Annotated in this window: 19 protein-coding genes; 17 read left to right on the forward strand and 2 right to left on the reverse strand. The window is 42.7% G+C overall.

All coding sequences use genetic code 11. From position 1 onward, the window contains the following. Positions 1–2 precede the first annotated feature (2 nt). The 6 genes from B4F66_RS07905 (at position 3) to B4F66_RS07930 (ending at position 5,750) form a co-directional block, all read left to right on the forward strand. Positions 3–1,265, forward strand: coding sequence for an MATE family efflux transporter (locus B4F66_RS07905; protein WP_292411448.1), 1,263 nt, complete (start codon positions 3–5; stop codon positions 1,263–1,265). Beyond that, a complete protein-coding gene (locus B4F66_RS07910) occupies positions 1,262–2,278 on the forward strand; it encodes an EpsG family protein (protein ID WP_292357970.1) in 1,017 nt (338 codons plus the stop codon). The genes B4F66_RS07905 and B4F66_RS07910 overlap by 4 nt, the downstream gene beginning before the upstream one ends. Positions 2,279–2,286: 8 nt before the next feature. Next, on the forward strand, positions 2,287–3,732 hold the full coding sequence (locus B4F66_RS07915; protein ID WP_292357972.1) for a phosphohexomutase domain-containing protein: 1,446 nt from the start codon (positions 2,287–2,289) through the stop codon (positions 3,730–3,732). Continuing rightward, a complete protein-coding gene (locus tag B4F66_RS07920; protein ID WP_292357974.1) occupies positions 3,732–4,739 on the forward strand; it encodes an NAD-dependent epimerase/dehydratase family protein in 1,008 nt (335 codons plus the stop codon). Before B4F66_RS07915 ends, B4F66_RS07920 begins: the two co-directional genes overlap by 1 nt. After that, positions 4,736–5,305: a sugar transferase gene (locus B4F66_RS07925; RefSeq protein ID WP_292357976.1), complete on the forward strand. Its 570-nt coding sequence runs from the start codon at positions 4,736–4,738 to the stop codon at positions 5,303–5,305. The genes B4F66_RS07920 and B4F66_RS07925 overlap by 4 nt, the downstream gene beginning before the upstream one ends. A gap of 178 nt (positions 5,306–5,483) precedes the next feature. Beyond that, complete coding sequence (locus B4F66_RS07930; protein WP_292357977.1) at positions 5,484–5,750, forward strand: ComEA family DNA-binding protein; 267 nt, start codon at positions 5,484–5,486, stop codon at positions 5,748–5,750. Between the two features lie 56 nt (positions 5,751–5,806). Here B4F66_RS07930 and glnD read toward each other — a convergent pair whose 3' ends face one another. Continuing rightward, a complete protein-coding gene (gene glnD, locus B4F66_RS07935) occupies positions 5,807–8,443 on the reverse strand; it encodes a [protein-PII] uridylyltransferase (RefSeq protein ID WP_292357979.1) in 2,637 nt (878 codons plus the stop codon). Positions 8,444–8,455: 12 nt separating this feature from the next. Then, a complete protein-coding gene (gene map / locus B4F66_RS07940) occupies positions 8,456–9,223 on the reverse strand; it encodes a type I methionyl aminopeptidase (protein ID WP_292357981.1) in 768 nt (255 codons plus the stop codon). Positions 9,224–9,485: 262 nt separating this feature from the next. Between map and rpsB the strand changes: the two genes are divergently transcribed. The 11 genes from rpsB (at position 9,486) to lpxD (ending at position 20,495) form a co-directional block, all read left to right on the forward strand. Then, positions 9,486–10,238 (forward strand): 30S ribosomal protein S2, encoded by a 753-nt coding sequence (gene rpsB, locus B4F66_RS07945; RefSeq protein ID WP_292357983.1) that lies wholly within the window; start codon positions 9,486–9,488, stop codon positions 10,236–10,238. A 104-nt stretch (positions 10,239–10,342) separates the two neighbouring features. Beyond that, the gene (gene tsf, locus B4F66_RS07950; RefSeq protein ID WP_292357984.1) at positions 10,343–11,224 is read left to right on the forward strand and encodes a translation elongation factor Ts; all 882 of its coding nucleotides are present in this window, start codon (positions 10,343–10,345) and stop codon (positions 11,222–11,224) included. Positions 11,225–11,226: 2 nt separating this feature from the next. Next, entirely contained in the window at positions 11,227–11,952 is a 726-nt protein-coding gene (gene pyrH / locus B4F66_RS07955) for a UMP kinase (RefSeq protein ID WP_292357986.1), read from the forward strand. A gap of 8 nt (positions 11,953–11,960) precedes the next feature. Continuing rightward, a complete protein-coding gene (gene frr / locus B4F66_RS07960; RefSeq protein ID WP_292357988.1) occupies positions 11,961–12,518 on the forward strand; it encodes a ribosome recycling factor in 558 nt (185 codons plus the stop codon). Positions 12,519–12,541: 23 nt separating this feature from the next. Further along, positions 12,542–13,285 carry an undecaprenyl pyrophosphate synthase gene (gene uppS, locus B4F66_RS07965; RefSeq protein ID WP_292357990.1) on the forward strand — a complete coding sequence of 248 codons (744 nt, stop codon included), beginning with the start codon at positions 12,542–12,544 and terminating at the stop codon, positions 13,283–13,285. After that, positions 13,206–14,102, forward strand: a complete 897-nt coding sequence (locus tag B4F66_RS07970) for a phosphatidate cytidylyltransferase (RefSeq protein ID WP_292357992.1) — start codon at positions 13,206–13,208, stop codon at positions 14,100–14,102. The genes uppS and B4F66_RS07970 overlap by 80 nt, the downstream gene beginning before the upstream one ends. Next, entirely contained in the window at positions 14,102–15,292 is a 1,191-nt protein-coding gene (gene ispC / locus B4F66_RS07975; RefSeq protein ID WP_292357994.1) for a 1-deoxy-D-xylulose-5-phosphate reductoisomerase, read from the forward strand. The genes B4F66_RS07970 and ispC overlap by 1 nt, the downstream gene beginning before the upstream one ends. Then, a complete protein-coding gene (gene rseP / locus B4F66_RS07980) occupies positions 15,280–16,617 on the forward strand; it encodes an RIP metalloprotease RseP (RefSeq protein WP_292357996.1) in 1,338 nt (445 codons plus the stop codon). Before ispC ends, rseP begins: the two co-directional genes overlap by 13 nt. Positions 16,618–16,673: 56 nt before the next feature. Next, positions 16,674–18,950, forward strand: a complete 2,277-nt coding sequence (gene bamA, locus B4F66_RS07985; RefSeq protein ID WP_292357997.1) for an outer membrane protein assembly factor BamA — start codon at positions 16,674–16,676, stop codon at positions 18,948–18,950. Positions 18,951–18,970: 20 nt separating this feature from the next. Continuing rightward, positions 18,971–19,471 (forward strand): OmpH/Skp family outer membrane protein, encoded by a 501-nt coding sequence (locus B4F66_RS07990; protein ID WP_292357999.1) that lies wholly within the window; start codon positions 18,971–18,973, stop codon positions 19,469–19,471. Between the two features lie 10 nt (positions 19,472–19,481). Beyond that, positions 19,482–20,495, forward strand: a complete 1,014-nt coding sequence (gene lpxD, locus B4F66_RS07995; RefSeq protein WP_339639932.1) for a UDP-3-O-(3-hydroxymyristoyl)glucosamine N-acyltransferase — start codon at positions 19,482–19,484, stop codon at positions 20,493–20,495. Positions 20,496–20,592: the final 97 nt, after the last annotated feature.

Here is a 20,592-nt window from a genome sequence, read left to right on the forward strand (position 1 = left end):
GTATGTTGACTCGACTTAACCAAAACTCTATTTGGAGTTTTGCCGGAGGAGCTATACCAGCTTTAGCTGCTTTGGCATCAATTCCAGTTTTTATTTATTTGCTAGGTGTTGAAAGATTTGCAATCTTATCATTATTACTTTCATTAAACCTATTCTTCTTTGTATACGATTTTGGCTTAGCTCGTGCAATGCACTTTTTTGTGCCAAAAGATAAATATCAATGCCCTCAACAAGTAAAAATACTTACAAGTACTAGCCTTGCTATAGCATTTGTAATCGGAAGTGCTACATCATTATTTATATTTTTACTTAGTCCTTATTTAGTTGACTATTGGTTACATGTATCAAAAGCAGAAACTAAAGAAATTATCCTTGCCTTTCAGATTGCAGGTTTTGGAGTCCTACCCGCAGTAATGATGAGCGTATTAAGGGGAAGATTTGAGGGTGCTGGTGCATTCAAAGAGGCGAATTTAGCAAAAATATTTTCTGGTACAAGTTTATTTTTGCTTCCAATATTAGTTTCGTTTAACCAAGACTCAATTGTTTTGTTAGCTTTTGCTATTACTTTTTCACGTTATCTTTCATTTGTAATATATATAAAATTAACAAGAATCATAAACTTCAAAAGTTGGGTTCATGTAGACCTTTCTTTAGTATCCAAAATCAAAAATTATGCATTTTGGGCTGCTATATCGGGTTTTTTTTCAACGGCATTTATTTATGCCGATAGATTTTTTGTTGCGGGTTTCGTATCACAAGCTGAGTTATCGGTATATATTGCTAGCCAGGATATCATAAGTAGATATCTTATTATTCCATGGTCTATAGCGATTGTTCTTACGCCATACTTTGCCTCTGAGAAGTTCTCTTCAATTGATTTTAAGAACATCCATTTCACTTCTTTGAAAAAAATTACAATTCTTACATTATTATTTGCACTTGCAGTAGTCAGTATAATTTATGGCATATTGCCATTTTTGCTTAATGTTGAGTTTCTCGGCTTAGTGAGTAACATCTCTTTAATATTACTTTTAGGTGTTATTTTTGCCTCTATTGCACAGCTCCCACTTGTATTTTTATACGCACAGGGGAAAGCAAGGCTTTTGAGTTTAATTTTCATGAGTGAAGGAATTTTATACCTTTGTTTCGCTCCATTTATATACGGAAAATTTGGAGTGTATGGGGCCGCAGCAGTTTGGTCAACACGATTATTTATAGAAATGGCAATGTTGTATTTAGTTGCTCATAGGATGATGCGAAATTGATAAATTATAATTTTTTTTCAGAGATTAGATTTAAATATATATTATTTTCCATATTAGGATTAATAGCGGTTTACTTATGTCAATCAGCTTCAAAGGACTGGAGTAATTATCAGTGGCTGTTTTCTATTGATAATCAAAAGAGTTGGACACAAATGCTTTCCGAGTTCTCTATATTTAAAGAGCCAGCATATTTTGTCTTATCAAAGCTTGGTGGGGAGGTAATTGGTTTCTCATTATTCATGGGGATTATAACTATAATAACTTTAGTCATTAAATTAAATTATTTGTCTAAAATAGTGGATTCCGTCCCTGCAGCATGTTTTTTTTATTTTTGTTTATATTTTTTCCTTTTTGATACAACAGTTCTTCGCGTGGCTTATGCAACAGCATTGGTTATTCCGGCATTTTATTTTTTGCAGCATAAACGCATCTCGTTAAGTTTTTTACTGGTTGGACTAGCAAGTCAAATTCATCTGACCACTATTGCTTTCATGATTATTTATCCATTGTATTGGGTTAGACAGTTAAATTTTGTGGTGCTAGGGATTTTTATACTTTCCCCAATATTGATTTGGATTGACTTTTCAGCTTTTGACTGGCTAATAAGATTTTCTATGATTTTTACTGATAAATACCAATTTTATGCACGCCCTGAATTACTTCAGCAGCAAAATTCAACGGGTTTGTATTTTTATTTTATAGGCTTTTATTATTTGCTTGTTGCAGGTATTTATTTTTACCTTAGGGATGAAATTTTGACAGATCCTTTTAAACGTGTGATGGCCTCAATCGCAATGTTGGGAGTAATTATTATGTGTCTTTTACATGATAATGTTGCTGTGGGGGCACGACTAGGTGAATTATTTTTAATCAGTACAGTTTTACTACTTAGTTGGGTATATTTAAATGCTAGAGCTAAACAACAACTTTTGATTCAAATCAGCATGATTGTAGTCTTCTCAAGTTATGCTGTAGCTAGATTCTTTTACCTATTCCCAAACTTTTTTGAATGAGAAAATTGATGAGTCAAAATATAAGTTGCTTCAAAGCCTACGATATTCGAGGAAAACTAGGCGAAGAGCTTAACCCCGATGTCGCTTATCGAATTGGATATGCCTATGCTAAAAATTTAAATGCCAGACGGGTTGTGGTTGGTGGCGATATTCGGCATACCAGTGAACCATTAAAACTGGCTTTGGCTCAAGGCCTGATGGACGCCGGAGCAGAAGTTATTGATATCGGTATGGTAGGCACAGAAGAGATTTATTTTGCCTCATTTTATCTGGATGTTGATGGTGGTATTGAAGTGACGGCAAGCCATAATCCCATGGACTATAACGGCATGAAACTGGTGGGGCGTGGTGCTTTGCCGATAAGTGGTGATAGTGGCTTAAATGAAATCCGTGATTTGGCCGAACGTATTGATTCCCCTTTTAACACATCAAAAGCAGTTGTCTCTGATAAGGTTAATACTTCTGCCACTATTACATCTGAAAACACTGTTTTCAGTGGAACGAATAATGCCAATAAATACAAACAGCAATCGATACTTCAACCCTACGTTGAGCATCTGCTGAGCTATATTGATCTGGCAAAACTTAAACCGTTAAAGCTGGTTGTGAACGCGGGTAATGGTGCCGCTGGACATGTAATTGATGCTATTGAACAATACTTTAAACCCGCTAATGTGCCAGTGGAGTTTATTAAGGTGCATCATGAAGCTGACGGCAATTTTCCGAATGGTATTCCTAACCCTTTATTACCCGAAAACCGTGCAGCAACTGCTGATGCAGTCATTGCTAATAAAGCCGATATTGGTATCGCCTGGGATGGGGATTTTGATCGGTGTTTTCTGTTTGATGAAAATGGCCGCTTTATCGAAGGGTATTACATTGTCGGTTTATTGGCTGAAGCATTTTTGCTTAAGTCACCGGGTGAAAAAATCATTCATGATCCACGGTTGACATGGAACACCATCGATCAGGTTGAAGCGGCGGGTGGCAAACCTATTCAATCCAAAACTGGCCATGCTTTCATCAAAGAACGTATGCGTCTGGAAAATGCGATTTATGGTGGTGAAATGAGCGCTCACCATTATTTCAGGGATTTTGCCTATTGTGATAGCGGCATGATTCCCTGGCTGTTGGTAGCTGAATTAATCAGTGTAGCAGGCAAGCCTTTATCTGAACTGGTTAATGAGCGAATGGCGAAATACCCGTGCAGTGGTGAAATTAATTATCGGGTAGCAGATGTTAATGTCATTCTTGATAAAATTCTTCAACATTTTTCTGCTGAAAATCCATTGATTGATAAAACAGATGGAATAAGCCTCGAGTTTGACCGATGGCGATTTAACTTACGCTCATCTAATACTGAACCATTGTTACGTCTAAATGTTGAAACTCGGGCTGATGAGGCTTTGATGAAAGCCAAAGTGGCAGAAATCGAACAGATAATTCATAGCTGATGAAGGTTTTTGTAACAGGCGCAACAGGGTTTGTCGGCAAAGCCCTAATAGATTCATTGCTGGCAGATCAACATAATGTTATTGCTGCGGTTAGGAAATTAACTAAGCAATTGCCAACATCGGTAACCCAGGTCGTGATTGGCGATTTGTCGGAGTTCGCTGAGGCTGACGATAATGAGTTTGAGACCAAATTAGCGACTTTTTTATCAGTTTCTGATGTATTAGTTCACCTTGCTGGACGAGCCCATATTACAAGTGACGACCCAATTAACGATCAATCACTTTTTGATGCAGTAAACGCTTCAGCAACTTTCAAGCTGGCAAAACTAGCTTCTAAATACAATGTTAAACGGTTTTTGTTTCTTAGCTCGATTGGTGTCAATGGCAATCAAACCAGTCAGACACCATTCACAGAGCAAGATACTCCAAACCCTCAGGAACCTTATGCAGTTTCAAAATGGCGAGCTGAGCAACTAATTACAAATCACCAATTTTCAAATCAGATGGAATGGGTCATCATCAGACCTCCTTTGGTATACGGACCTGATGCGCCTGGTAACTTTGCAAGTTTACTCAAGTGGACGAAAAGTGGCTTACCGTTGCCTTTTGGAGCAATACATAACAAGCGTTCAATGATCGCCCTGGATAATTTGGCGGATTTCATTACGTTGTGTCTTGATGCACCTGCCGCGGGAAATCAAACGTTTGTGATTGCCGACGATGAATCTGTTTCCTTGAGTGAATTGCTTAAAAAAGTTGCTACTAGCCAAGGAGTATCAGCAAAATTAATTCCAGTACCTGTAGGATTGATGAAAAATACTGCGAAATTACTGGGTAAATCGGCTTTAGCGATTCGATTGTTTGGAGATTTGCAGATAGATAACAGAAAAGCCCGACATTTGCTTGGCTGGAAACCCGTCACGACAATGGATCAACAGCTTAAGAAAATGGCTGAGCCGAATAAAAATAATGCTTTAATTACAAATAATAAAACGAGAAATTCATGACCCGAGTTGTTATCCGTTTACTGGATGTTATCTTTTCTGGTGCTGGCCTGTTGATCGGTTTGCCTATTTTATTAATTCTGATCGTTATCGGTTGGTTTGATACTGGTTCCCCCATATTCAGGCAACAGCGTGTGGGGCGAAATCAAAAGCCCTTTACATTAGTCAAATTCCGTACCATGACAAAAGATACGGCGCATGTAGCCAGTCATCTGGCTTCAGCCTCTTCGATTACTCCCTTTGGTCGTTTTCTGCGTCGAACCAAGTTGGATGAGTTACCGCAATTGTGGAATGTCTTGAAAGGAGAAATGAGTCTGGTTGGGCCCAGACCATGCCTTTTTAACCAGCTTGAATTAATTGAGGAACGCGCAGCGAAAGATGTGTTTAAGGTTAGACCTGGTATTACCGGACTAGCACAAATAAATGATATAGATATGTCGACACCACAATTGTTGGCAACAACTGATGCCAGAATGATTGAACAGCTCAGTGTTCGATTTTATTTCAGCCTTATCCTGCAAACGCTTACTGGTAAAGGCAGGGGAGACAGGGTAAATAAATCTACATAACCGTTCTTTAGTGCATCAATGTTAATGAAGTGAAATTAACAACGATAAATATTTTGTGAACAGCTTCTCACGTTGTCAATTTTTCCAAGGATTTTACTAGATCTGAAAAGATAAATTCCCTTACTCTTTAATTGCAGCTCTGGAGAGCTGAATTTAACTAAACAAGGAGTATGGAAAGATGTTTAAAAAAAGGATCATTTCGTTATTACTGGCGTTTTCACTTTCATCATTCGCTGCATTCGCAGCAGATAAAATCAATATCAACACTGCATCAGCAGATGAATTACAACTGTTGAACGGAGTGGGGCCCTCTACTGCTAATGCTATCGTTGAGTACCGCGAGCAGAACGGGGCATTTGCCAATGTTGAAGATTTAGCAAATATCAAAGGTATTGGCGAGAAAAAAGTGGCCAATATTGCTGAGAATGTAACAGTCTCTGATTAAGTTAATATAATTAGTTATGAAAAGGTGAGGTTATAACCTCACCTTTTTTATGCCTGTCAAAAGGCAACAGATGTTGAGACGACTGACTCTGCCTGCATGACCAGTTTGTCTTTGAGTGATTCATACACATTCTGTTGCTCTGTCTCACTTAACGCATTGTCTTCAATATTGGTGATGAAAAATACGTCTTCCACTTGATCGCCAAGAGTGACCATTTTGGCATTAATAACCTGTATTTGATGCGCCAGAAATACCTGTGCCACAGCGGACAGTAAGCCGGGTCGGTCGTGCGTATACAACTCCATTACCGTGTGATTTTGTTGTTGATTGGTTGAAAACTTGATAACGGGCTCTGTTTTGAAAAGCTTGGTGGTTCTTGGCATCAATTGCGGTTTATAACCTGAAGTAAGCTCTTTACGGGCCAGTTGTTTACTGACAGCAGTGATGATGTCTTCATAACGCTGTTGTGCACCATTAATGATAAACGTATTCAGAGCACTGTCATCACCACTGATATTGATTTTGGCGTCAAGGATGTTCAGTTGCAGTTGTTCCAGACTGGCAGTCATTGCTGCGAATAGGCCCTGCCTATTCTGTGCGTAAATGAATAATTCCAGTGTCTGTTTATCATTGTGAGGCCGCACTAAAATCAACGGCTCTTGCTCAGGATTTTCTAATCTGCCATTGGTTTGCCAGACAATTTCCTCGACTGAATGTCGAAGAAAGTAATCGAGATCGTAGCTATGCCATAAAGTCGTAATGTCTTGAGGTGGCCATCCCATTTCAGTGAGTTTGTCCAAAGCCAGCTGATACTTTTTATGGCTTTTCTCTTGAGTGCTTTTCGCCTGGGCTTCAGTATGTTCCAACCATTGATGGGTGCTGTGATAAAGCTGCTTGAGTAATGAATCACGCCAGCCATTCCAAAGATTATTATTGGTTGCCCGAATGTCTGCCACCGTCAGCAGATACAGATAATTTAATCTGTTCACACTGCCAACTAATTCAGCAAAGTCCTGAATGACCTCTGGATCTTCCAGATCTTTCTTCTGGGCAGTGGACGACATTGCCAGATGCTGCCGAACCAGAAAAGTAACAATACTGGTGTCGTAATCACTCAGATTATGCTGGGTACAAAATTTCTCTGCGTCCTGAACCCCCAAAATACTGTGATCGCCACCACGACCTTTGGCAATATCATGATAAATGCCGGCAATGTAAAGTAATTCAGGTTTTGGCAGTTGATAAAAGACTTCTGAACATAGCGGAAATTCATCCTTGAATTCAGAGCAGGAAAAACGACGTAAATTTCCCACCAGAAACAGGGTATGTTCATCTACAGTGTAAGCATGAAATAAATCATGCTGCATCTGCCCGACAATTCGACCAAACTCAGGCAAATACGCACCTAAAACGCCAAGTTGGTTCATGCGACGGAATTCATGGGTAACCCCTTTTGGTTGACGGATGATTTCCATAAACAGGCTGCGATTTCTGATATCGGTGCGAAAACGTCTATCAATCAAATGCAGGTGTGCGTGTATCTGACGAATGGTCGAGGCACGAATTCCTTTGATATGCGGATGCTGCTGCAAAATCAAAAACACCTCGAGCAGAGCATAGGGATAGTAGGCGAAAATACCAGAGTTGATGGTTTCCAGATATCCATTATGGGATTGGAAGCGGCGGTTTATCGGTTCAATGTCCCGTGGCTCGTCTGCCAGAATAATATTCTCTTCAAACAGTTGTAATAACAGGGCATTCATCTGACCCACTGCACGGACTGTTCGATAATAATCTTTCATGAAATGTTCAACAGCCATACGACTGTTGGTTTCGACATAACCCAGCTGCTTGGCCAGTTCACGTTGATGATCAATCATCAACTTTTCTTGTTTGCGGCCTGCCTGATGATGTAGGGCAAAACGTACACGCCATAAAAAACGTCGTGATTGTTGCAATACCTCGAATTCACTCTCTGCCAGAAATCCCTTGGATTTAAGACCTTGCAGGTTTCGGACATCAAAATGCTGTTGTGCCACCCAGTTGATAACCTGAATATCACGAAGACCACCCGGCGATTCTTTCAGATTGGGTTCAAGGTTGTTACCGGTATCGTTGTATTTATGATGACGTTGAATCTGTTCCTGTTTTTTCCGTTCATAGAAAAGCCGGTTATCCCAGGTCTTGTTGGAAACCGTTAATTGCTGTAATTGTTCAAACAATACCCGATTACCGGATAAAAACCGTGCTTCAAGAAGATTGGTGGCTATAGTGATATCGTCTTCTGCCTGTTGGCGGCATTCGCCAATGGTGCGGACACTATGACCAATCTCCAGGCCGATATCCCACAGTTGGGTCAGGAAGACAGATAGTGCTTCTGGAGGTGTTTCAGCCACTGAATCATCCAGTAATACCAGTAAGTCGATATCCGAGTGTGGATGTAATTCGCCTCGTCCGTAACCGCCAACGGCAATCAGACTGACAGTCGTTTCAGTCGCAAGATGTTTGTGCCATAGAAACTGCAGGACCTCATCCACAAAATGTGCTTGCTGATGTACCAGCCAGTCAATATCTGCCTGATCTTCAAAAAAACATTTTTTTAGGTGTTGTGAGGCTTTGTCGAGAATATCGCGACAGCCTGTCGCATTATCCGCCTGGCCAAACTCCCAGACAGATTGTGCAGCAATTGCCATGGTTGATTGCTCCTATGAGCGTTCTTCGTCCCGAAGGGTTAGAATTTCATGACCATCATCAGTCACCAGAATAGTGTGCTCCCACTGTGCAGACAAAGAACGATCTTTGGTCACTACGGTCCAGCCATCCGGAAGCTGACGTACCTGTCGTTTACCGGCATTGATCATCGGTTCAATGGTAAATGTCATGCCGGTTTGTAATGTCATCCCGGTATCCGGCATCCCGTAATGCAAAACTTGAGGCTCTTCATGAAAGACCTGCCCAATGCCATGTCCACAATATTCTCTGACAACTGAAAAATGCTCATTCTCCGCGTGTTGCTGAATAGCATGACCAATATCACCCAGCTTGATGCCGGGTTTAACCATATCAATCCCTATCAGCATACATTCTCGGGCTACTCGAGACAGGCGTTGCGCCAGAATCGAGGTCTTGCCCACATGAAACATTTTGCTGGTATCGCCGTGATATCCATCTTTTATAACCGTTATATCGATATTAATGATGTCGCCATCTTTGAGCTTTTTATCACTGGGGATACCGTGACAGATAACATGATTGACTGAGGTGCAGATAGACTTAGGGAAGCCATGATAGTTTAGTGGGGCAGGGATGGCTTTTTGTTCATTAACAATATAATCATGACAAATAGTGTTCAACTCATCAGTGGTGATTCCCGCAACCACATGTGGTTCGATCATGGTCAGAACGTCTGCGGCGAGTTTTCCTGCCACACGCATTTTTTCGATTTCTTCGGCTGTTTTAATGGTCACGCCCATGCCAGATCCTGATTACTGTTAACGATAAAAAGAGAAAGCATAGTTTGCCGCAAAAACCGCTGAACTGCCAGCAAACTGGCTTAATCCACTGTGTCGACGGTATATGCTTTGTTTTAATCAGTAACTGTGGAATAATATGCGCGCCTTAGCAAAGGCAAAATCACACACGTGCCGACACAGTTTTCGGGGTGCTGTCTGTAAATTCAGATCAGTCGATAGCTGGGGTACGTGGAGGTTTAACCCCATATATATAGGTATAATCATGGCTAAAATTACAATGCGCCAAATGCTTGAAGCAGGCGTTCACTTCGGTCACCAAACACGTTACTGGAACCCGAAAATGGGTCCTTTCATCTTTGGTAAGCGTAACAACATTCATATCGTTAACCTTGAGCACAGTCTGCCAATGTTCAACGATGCATTAAACTACGTCAGTAAACTGGCTTCTAAAAAAGGTCGTATTCTGTTCGTCGGCACCAAACGTGCTGCACAGGATGCTATCCGTGAAGATGCTGAACGTTGTGGTATGCCTTATGTCAACCGTCGCTGGTTAGGTGGCATGCTGACAAACTATCAAACCGTTCGCCAATCAATCAAACGTCTTGAAGCCATTCAGGCGATGATTGAATCAGGTAAAACCGAAGGTTTGAAAAAGAAAGAAGTTCTGAACCTGTCACGTGAACAGGAAAAACTGGAAAAAAGTATCGGTGGTATCAGAAAAATGGGTAACCTGCCTGATGCTTTATTTGTTATCGACGTTGATCATGAGCGTATCGCGATTCAAGAAGCAAACAAACTGGGTATTCCTGTAATTGCTGTTGTCGATACCAACAGTAATCCTGATGGTGTGGACTATGTCATCCCAGGTAACGATGATTCAATGCGTGCCATCCGTCTTTACACAGCAAACATTGCTGATACCGTTTTGGAAGGCCGTGCATCGGTCACCACGGGTAATGCCGAAGAAGAGTTTGTTGAAGTTGCGGAAGAAAATGCTCCAGCAGCAGCTGAATAAGCTCTGATAATGACTTAAACAGGCTCGCTGTAAAGCGGGCCTGTGTTGTATGTATGGTCTGAAAACAGGCCGTTCACAAAAATTGATTTTAAGGGTTACAAAAAATGGCTATAACTGCAGCTTTAGTAAAAGAACTGCGTGAGCGTACTGGCTCCGGCATGATGGAATGTAAAAAAGCATTGGTTGAATCGAACGGTGACATTGATGCCGCAATTGAAGCGATGCGTAAATCTGGTCTGGCCAAAGCCGATAAAAAATCTGACCGTATCGCTGCTGAAGGTATTATCGCAATTGAAACCAGTGCAGATAACAAACAAGCGGTTATGTTGGAAGTGAATTCTGAAACTGACTTTGTTGCCAAGGCAGATGATTTCATCAACTTCGTTAGTGCCGTGTCACAAAAAGTTCTGGAAGCTCAACCAGCTGATCTGGAAACATTATTGCAATTGCCTCTGAGCAATGGCGAAAGTGTTGATACTGTTCGTCAGTCATTGGTTGCGAAGATTGGTGAAAATATCCAAATCCGTCGCTTTACCTTGATGAATACTGATAATGGTGTAATTGGTGCTTACCGTCACGGTGATCGTATCGGTACGCTGGTTCAATTGAACGGTGGAAATGAAGAACTGGCGAGAGATTTGGCAATGCATGTTGCTGCCAGCCGTCCTCAAGCCGTATCAGCTGATGAACTGTCAGAAGATCTGTTACAGAAAGAACGCGATATCGTGGCAACTCAGGCGCGCGAAAGCGGCAAGCCTGAAGCAATTGTTGAAAAAATGATTGAAGGTCGTATGAGCAAGTTTGTTAACGAAATCAGTCTGCTCGGACAAGCATTTGTTAAAGACCCTGATGTCACAGTTGAAAAACTGGTTAAACAAGCTGGTGCAACGGTTGAAGGTTTTGCCTGTTTTGAAGTCGGTGAAGGTATCGAAAAGAAAGTCGATAACTTTGCAGAAGAGGTTATGGCTCAGGCACGGGGAAACTAAATATGACAGAAACGGGAAGTCAGCCAGTTTATAAGCGCGTCTTACTCAAACTGAGTGGTGAGGCTTTAATGGGGAATGCTGAGTATGGCATTCAACCAGAAGTGATTTCCCGATTTGCCCAAGAAATAACTGAGCTGAATGCCCAAGGGGTTCAGCTCGGTATTGTGATCGGTGGTGGCAATATTTTCCGTGGTGCAGGTTTAGCTGCTAGCGGTATGGATAGAGTCAGTGCCGATCATATGGGTATGTTAGCGACAGTATTAAATGCACTGGCACTGCAGGATGCTCTGGAACGTAATGGAACATTCTGTCGTGTCATGTCTGCAATCCGTATTCATGAAGTGTGCGAAGATTATTTGCGTCGTCGTGCTATTCGGCATTTGGAAAAAGGTCGGGTCGTTATTTTTGCTGCCGGGACTGGTAATCCATTTTTTACGACCGATTCAGCGGCGAGTTTACGTGCTGTTGAAATTGGTGCCGAACTGATGCTGAAAGCTACTCAGGTTGATGGCGTCTATGATGCAGACCCGCGTAAAAATCCAGATGCCGTCCGTTATGACACTTTATCGTATGATGAAGTGATCAATAATCGACTCGGCGTAATGGACACCACAGCAGTGGTGATGTGTCAGGAACAGAAGATGCCATTACGAGTATTCGATGTGCATAAGTACGGTAATCTGACAGATATTCTTTACGGTAAAAATGTTGGAACATTGGTGAAATAGGACAAATCATGATTAATGATATTCAAAAAGATGCAGCAGACCGGATGCAGAAAAGCGTTGCCGCTCTGAGTACTGCACTGGCGAAAATCCGTGCAGGGCGTGCACATACCAGTTTATTAGATCATGTCTCAGTGCCATATTACGGCTCCGACGTTCCACTCAGTCAGGTGGCCAGTGTCGGCATTGAAGATTCAAGAACGATCACCGTTGCGCCATGGGAAAAAAACATGGTGGCGGTGATTGAAAAAGCGATCATGACTTCTGATTTGGGGGTCAACCCAAACAGCGCCGGCATGACCATTCGTATACCAATCCCACCGTTAACAGAAGAGCGTCGTAAGGATTTGGTCAAAGTGGCTAAGTCTGAAGCTGAAAATGCACGTATTGCTGTACGTAATATTCGACGCGATGCAAACGGCAGCCTGAAGGACTTGTTGAAAGAAAAAGCTATTTCTGAAGATGAGCAACGTGGCGCTGAAGAAGCGATCCAAAAGTTGACCGATAGCACTATCAAACAGATTGATGATGTACTGGCTGAAAAAGAAACCGATTTGATGGCAGTCTAAGCCATTATGGTTTAGCCAAACTGATGAATTCTTCCAATCGCTCCATTCCGAGACACATTGCTATCATTATGGATGGCAATGGTCGATGGGCGAAACAACGGTTACAACCCAGGTTTATGGGGCATCGCGCTGGCGTCAGAGCGGTGGAAGGTATTGTTAAACACTGTGTGGCAAGTGGAGTAGAAGTCCTCAGTTTGTTTGCCTTCAGTAGCGAAAACTGGCGTCGGCCCGGTAAAGAAGTCAATTTATTGATGGAGTTATTCAGTCATGCACTGGATAATCAGGTTAAACGGCTGCATAAAAATAATATCCGTTTAAATATTATTGGTGATTTGAGCCGGTTCTCAGATGCATTACAGCAGCAGATTGTGGATGCGACGGCATTAACCGCAGAAAATGATGGTTTGATTCTCAATATTGCAGCTAACTATGGTGGACGCTGGGATATCACCCAATCGGTCCAACAAATTGCTTTCAAAATTAAATCCGGTGAAATGCAACCTGAACAGGTTGACGAAAGTGTCATTGCCAGCCACCTGGTTACTGCAGATTTACCCGAACCGGATTTGTTTATTCGTACGGGGGGAGAACAGCGCATCAGTAACTTCCTGATGTGGCAGCTGGCCTACACCGAACTCTATTTTACCGACAAACTATGGCCTGAGTTTAATGCTCAGGATCTGGATAATGCGATTGACTCATTTTCCAGCCGGGAGCGTCGGTTTGGTCGAACCTCAGAGCAACTCACTGGGCAAGAAGATGCTTAAACAGCGCTTATTAACTGCCGCTTTGTTGATTCCTTTAGTTGTTATGGCAATTTTGCTGTTACCGACTATGGGGATGATTGGTTTGCTCACGGTGGTGACCTTGATGGCAATGTGGGAATGGCTTTCCATGGCGCAGATGCAACCGCTCATCAAAGTGCTTGCCAGTTTGTCGTTCATTGCCGCTCTGTTGGCGCTATTGGCGATGGCAGGGATAAATTATATGCTGCTATCTGGGTTAGTCTTTTGGATACTGATCAGTTTTATCATTGTTTTATTTGCCCACCGGCCATTACCCAACTCTCTCGCTCAGCTTTTTCATAATAAATTCGTGACTTATCTACTCAGCATGCTAGTTGCTTTGTTATTTGTTTACAGTGCCGTCTGGTTACACGGTATTGCCGGCAACGGTCCATGGCTGGTGTTATATGTATTAATAAGTGTATGGCTTGCAGACACGGGTGGTTATTTTGCAGGTAAGCGTTGGGGTAAACATGCCCTTGCTAAAGCGATCAGTCCTAATAAGACACTTGAAGGGCTTATAGGGGCAATAGTGCTGGTCATGCTTTGGAGCATATTGGCCTATTTTATGGGCATTTCTAAGTTTTTATCACTGCCATTATGGATTTTTATCAGTGTTTTAACTGGCCTCATTTCCGTTAGTGGTGATTTATTTGAAAGCTTGTTTAAACGTAGCTACCAGATAAAAGACAGCGGCCATTTATTACCGGGGCATGGTGGAATGCTGGACCGCGTGGATAGTCTGCTGGCTGCTGTACCTTTCTTTGCTGCGTTAATATGGTTGACAGGGCAGTTTTGATGCAGCAAGTCACTATTCTGGGATCGACCGGTTCCATTGGCATCAGTACTCTGGACGTGTTACAACGCCATCCCGAAAAGTACCGGGTCTATGCGCTGGCAGCGAATAAATCAGTGGATGCTTTGCTTGAGCAATGTCTGCAATTTCAGCCCGCAGTCGCGGTGATGCTATGCCCGGATTCTGCTGAAAAACTTAAAACCAAACTCGATGCTGCTGGCGTGGCCATTGAAGTACAAAGCGGTATGCAGGCTTTGGAGAGAATATCCAGTACTGACCAAACAGATATCGTGGTCGCCGCTATTGTGGGCGCTGCTGGGTTATTGCCAACTCTGGCAGCAGCCAAAACAGGAAAAAGAATCCTGCTGGCAAATAAAGAAGCCTTGGTGATGAGTGGTGCATTACTCATGCGCGAAGTGCAGGAAAATAATGCTGTTTTGCTTCCTGTTGATAGTGAGCACAATGCCATATGGCAATGTATGCCTGTAGGCGAAAGCCAACAGTATCAGTTTGATAACAAAGGTATTCGCCGTATTATCCTGACCGCGTCAGGTGGTCCATTCCGTGATTGGGAGATTGCAGATTTGGAAGCAGTAACACCCGAACAAGCGGTAGCCCATCCCAACTGGTCGATGGGACAGAAAATATCGGTTGATTCAGCCACCATGATGAACAAAGGGCTGGAAGTTATCGAGGCACATTGGCTGTTTGGTATGCCGAGTAACAAGATTGAAGTTGTATTGCATCGTCAAAGTATTATTCATTCAATGGTAGATTATATGGATGGCTCAGTGCTGGCGCAGATGGGCAATCCCGATATGCGTACACCTATTGCCAATACCCTGGCCTGGCCAGAACGCATTGATTCAGGTGTTGCACCATTGGATTTGGTCAAAGCAGGGAGACTTGATTTTGCCATTGCAGATTTTAAACGTTTCCCCTGTCTGGCGCTGGCCTATAAGGCATTGAACATCGGTGGTACCAGCACCGCCATTCTTAACGCGGCAAATGAAGTGGCGGTAGAAGCGTTCCTGCAACAGCAAATCAAATTTACTGATATTGCCCGGGTCATCGCGGACGTGTTGGAAAGCATACCTGCAACATCAGCTGATTCACTGGAACAGATATTGTCTGCCGATAAGCTGGCAAGAGAGGCTGCCCAAAAGCAGACTAAGATTTTATGCAATCATTAATCTTTTTTATTATTGCCCTCAGCTTGCTGGTGGTCATCCATGAATTCGGCCATTATTGGGTGGCAAGAAGATGTGGCGTGAAAGTACTACGCTTTTCAGTTGGCTTTGGACAAAAACTCTGGTCAAAACAACTCAAAAACGGCACTGAATTTGTCATCGCAGCATTGCCATTAGGTGGCTATGTCAAAATGCTGGATGAACGAGAAGCACCAGTAGCAGAAGCAGAGCTTGACCAGGCCTTTAATCGTCAACCGTTACGAAACCGGGTTGCAATTGTATCTGCCGGACCGATCGCAAACCTGTTATTTGCCGTCTTTGCCTATTGGGTCATCATGGTTACCGGTGTGCCCGGTTTAAAGCCGATCATTGATGATGTAACAGCTGATTCTCCCGCTGCGATGGCACAGCTCATTCCTGGTGAAGAAATTATAGCCGTCAATGGCAAAGCAACGCCGACAGTTAACAGCTTGTTTCAGCAATGGTTGAAGTTCGCGCAGTCCGGTGAAACCGTTACCCTGACTACCCGCATTACTGATATTGAAAGTACCAAACAACTAACATTGCCAAAACTTGGGCTGGACGATGCTGGATCACTGTTTAGTCAGATAGGTATCAAAACCGTGCAACCCGATATGCCCCCGATTCTGGGTGAAATTGTGGCTGATAGCCCGGCGGAAAGGGCGGGCTTACAAACAGGTGATGAATTAATTTCAGCTGATGGAAAACAATTATCCAGCTGGCAGGCTTGGGTCGCTCTCATTCAAAGCAGTGCTGATGAAGAAATGAGTATTGAAATTCTTCGTGATGGACAAGTTGAACAGCTCGATATTACTCCTGTCGCAGATGAAAATAATGTCGGTCGGATAGGTGCGGCAGTCAATACCGAAGGCTATGAAATCCCCGCAGAATTAAGATCAGAATTACGTTATGGCCCATTGGCGGCGATCCCCCAGGCGTTCAGCCAAACCTGGCAGTTCAGTGTCACCACCTTAAGTGGCTTATGGGGCATGCTTATAGGTACGGTTTCCAGTGACAATCTTGGCGGGCCTATTGCTATTGCCCAGTTTGCCGGGGATTCTGCGCAACAGGGCTTAATTGCTTTTATCAGTTTTCTGGCAATGATCAGCATCAGTTTAGGGATTCTGAATTTACTTCCAGTTCCGGTACTTGATGGTGGCCATTTGCTGATGTACTTTTTTGAATGGGTTCGTGGCAAGCCTTTGCCCGAATCAGTACAAATCCAGGGACAAAAAATAGGATTATTCCTGATTCTTCTGCTAATGGTATTCGCTTTTACAAATGACATCGCCCGACTCATTGGCTAATCGAAACATTGCAGGTACACTTACGATTTCTTCGGCTGACTGACTGTAAAACAACAATGAAACAAATCATCACAGCATTGACGCTCATCTTGTTATCCTCCGCAGCTTGGGCCGAGGAATTTATTATCAAAGATATCCGGGTGGAGGGGTTGCAAAGAATCTCCGCAGGTACCGTTTTCAACTTTTTACCGGTTAAAGTCGGTGATGAACTGACTGAAAATGATGTTAGAGGCATCATTCGCTCATTGTTTAAATCAAAATACTTTAATGATGTGCAGGTAGAACGCGATGAAGGCGTTTTAGTTATCACTGTAAGTGAGCGCCCGGCGATTTCCAGTATTGAGTTTATTGGTAACAAAGATTTGGACAGTGATGAATTATTAAAATCATTGCGTCAGATTGGTTTTGCTGAAGGTCAGGTATTTGAGCAGGCGATGCTGGAAAGGGTTGAGCTGGAGTTACAACGTCAGTATTTCAGTCGTGGTAAATATGGTGTGAATATTAGCTCTGAGGTTACTCCGCTGTCGCGTAATCGAGTAGCCGTCCGCATTAATATGGCTGAAGGCGTGGTTGCGACGATTGGTGAGATCAACATTGTCGGCAATAAATCATACGATGAAGACGAGTTGCTGGACGAGTTGGAATCGACAACGGGGGGCTGGCTATCATCGTTAACCAAAGATAATCAGTACTCACGGCAAAAGTTATCAGCTGATCTTGAGTCTTTGCGTTCTTTTTATCTGGATCGCGGTTATGTTGATTTTACAGTCGAGTCCACTCAGGTAACAATTTCTGATGATAAAAAACAGATGTTCATTACGATAAATATTTCGGAAGGTGAACGTTATAAAATCAATGAAGTAAGATTGGCGGGCAATCTGATTGTGCCGGAAGAAGAGTTATTTGATCTGGTCACCATTCGTAAAAACTCAGTGTTTTCCAGAAAAGCCATTACTTCAAGTTCTGAAAGGCTGACTGATCGACTGGGAAATGATGGTTATGCCTTTGCCAACGTTAACGCAGTCCCGGATATTGATCGTGAAACACGCGAAGTTAATCTGACTTTCTTTGTTGATCCCGGCCGTCGGGCTTATGTACGCCGTATCAATATTTCTGGTAATAGTAAAACCCGTGATGAGGTACTGCGTCAGGAAATGCGTCAACAGGAATCAGCCTGGATTTCTACCGGTGATGTTGAACGTTCAAGAGAACGTATCTCACGTTTGGGCTATTTTGAAGATGTAAACGTTGAAACTCTGCCTGTTGCCGGAACATCTGATCAGGTCGATCTGGATTTCAATGTAACCGAAATGGCCTCAGGCAGCTTGTCAGCGGGTATTGGTTATTCGCAGTCTGACGGCATTATCTTTAATGCCAATGTGACCCAGAAGAACTTTATGGGTAGTGGTAAACATATTCGTTTCGGTTTTAACAACAGCCGGGTTAATACTGTTTACAGCTTTGGTTACACCAATCCATTTGCGACTGTAGATGGTATCAGTCAGGGTTTTAACCTGTTTTACCGTGAAACCGATGCCTTTGAAGCGAATATAGCAAATTACACCACGGACGTATTCGGTGGTGACATTAATTTTGGTATTCCCATCTCGGAAAACAACCGCATTAATCTGGCTTTCGGCTATGAAAATACCCAGCTGGATGTACCTAGTAATAATGATATTACCCGCTATGATGATTTTATCGAAACCGAAGGTGATTCTTTCCATGCATTTCCGGTAACACTGGGGTGGTCCAGCGATACCCGTGATAATGCAATATTACCTACAAAAGGGTTATCACAAAGTCTTTCTGCTGAGGTTGCTACTCCTATCGGCGACTTACAGTATTACAAACTGCGCTATCGCAATAACTGGTATACACCATTAAGCGATACCTTTACATTTGCGTTGCGGACCGACCTTGGCTACGGTAGAGCCTATGGTGATAGTAACGAGTTTCCTTTCTTCCAGAACTTTTATGCCGGTGGTATTCGTAGCGTAAGAGGTTTTAGAGCGAATACACTGGGCGTCAGAGAAGCTGACCAACCTTTGGGTGGTAATTTAATGGTCACCGGCGGTGCAGAGATTATTTTTCCCATCCCATTCATGAAAAAAGCTTTACGCTCTTTCCGCTTGAGCACATTCGTGGATGTGGGTAACGTATATGATGTCGATCAAAGCTTTGAAGCTGACTTGCTGCGCTATTCAACCGGCTTATCAGCGATTTGGATTTCACCATTTGGCGCAATGTCGTTTAGTATTGCTGCTCCTTTGCGTGATCAGCCGGATGATGAAACGGAAGTATTCCAGTTTTCATTAGGATCGACATTTTAATTTAACTATCGGAGTTAAGAGTGAAAAAAATCAAGATTGTTGGCCTTATATTGGCTTCTTTAATGGTTAGCCCAGTATTTGCTGAAGAAATGAAAATTGGCGTGGTTAATGCCAGTGTTGTATTAGATCAATCGCCCCAAAAAGAACGTGCTTTAGCCCGTTTGGAAAAAGAATTTTCAGCTCGTAGCAAATCACTCGAGAACAAACACAAAGAATTACGTGCAGCTCAGGAAAAACTAAACCGTGACGCTGCTGTTCTCAGTAATGAGGACCGCCAGGTCCAGGAGCGCAAGATCATTAATGATCAACGTGAACTGAAACGCCTTCAGGATGAGTACAGTGAAGACTTGTCTATTCGTCGCAATGAAGAATTACGCAAGTTAGAAGAAGAGATCGCCGAAACCATCGTCGAGCTTGCCAAAAAAGAATCCTATGATTTGGTGCTTTATCAAGGTGTCATTTTTGCCAGTGAAAAGGCAGATTTAACTTCTAAAGTGCTGGAAAAACTTAAAGCGAAATAAGAATCTGGATGTGGTGTGGACTTTAGCAAAAATTGCATCTGAAATTGGTGCAAAACTGGTTGGCAATGCAGACAAAGTGATAACCGGTGTCGGTACCCTGCAGAATGCAACGGATACTGACATCAGTTTTTTGGCAAATACCAAATATCGTCAGTATCTTAAATCAACTTCAGCAGGTTGTGTGATTGTGTCACCTGATGATTTGGCTGAACTTCAGACGAATGCATTGGTCATCAAAGATCCTTACGTTGCTTATGCAAAAGCTGCCTCGTTGTTATATCCCGAAGAGCAGTCTCCAATAGGTATTCATCCGAGCGCTGTCATTGGCGAAAACTGTCAAATAGCGGAATCGGCACGTATATCAGCACAGGTCTATATCGGCAACAACGTTCAAATCGGTGACAATGTCGATATCGGTCCTGGCTGTGTTATCGAAAACAATGTTTCTATTGCCGCTGATAGCAGGTTGATTGCCAATGTGACTTTATGCCGAAAAGTACATATTGGTGAGCGTGTACGTATTCATCCTGGGGTAGTTATTGGTGCAGATGGTTTTGGTATTGCGAATGAAAATGGTCTCTGGCTGAAGATACCTCAGGTCGGGTCAGTAATTATCGGTAATGATGTCGAAATCGGGGCGAACACGACTATTGATCGTGGCGCGATTGACGACACTATTATCAGTAATGGTGTGAAGCTGGATAATCAAATCCAAATTGGTCACAACGTCTTTATTGGCGAGCATACTGTTATTGCAGGTTGTGTCGGTATTTCTGGTAGTACGCACGTCGGATCGCATTGTGCGATTGGTGGTGGAACAGGGATTGCCGGACATATCGAAATAACAGATGGCGTGCAAATAACCGGTATGAGTATGGTGACTAAATCAATACTGACAGCAGGCTCCTACTCATCAGGTATTCCAGCAGAACCGACCAGAGATTGGCATCGTAATGTTATTCGATACCGACAACTTGATAAATTAAATGACAAAATAAAACAATTGGAGGCCAAGCTGGAGTAATGGATTTTCATTGCTGGATGGCTGGCTTGGCTTTACCGCATCAGTGTCTCAACGTAAGATTACTGCACGCAAAAATATAAATCCTAAAGGATAATCA

It is taken from the genome of Methylophaga sp. UBA3603 (assembly GCF_002375335.1).
Classification (GTDB): domain Bacteria; phylum Pseudomonadota; class Gammaproteobacteria; order Nitrosococcales; family Methylophagaceae; genus Methylophaga.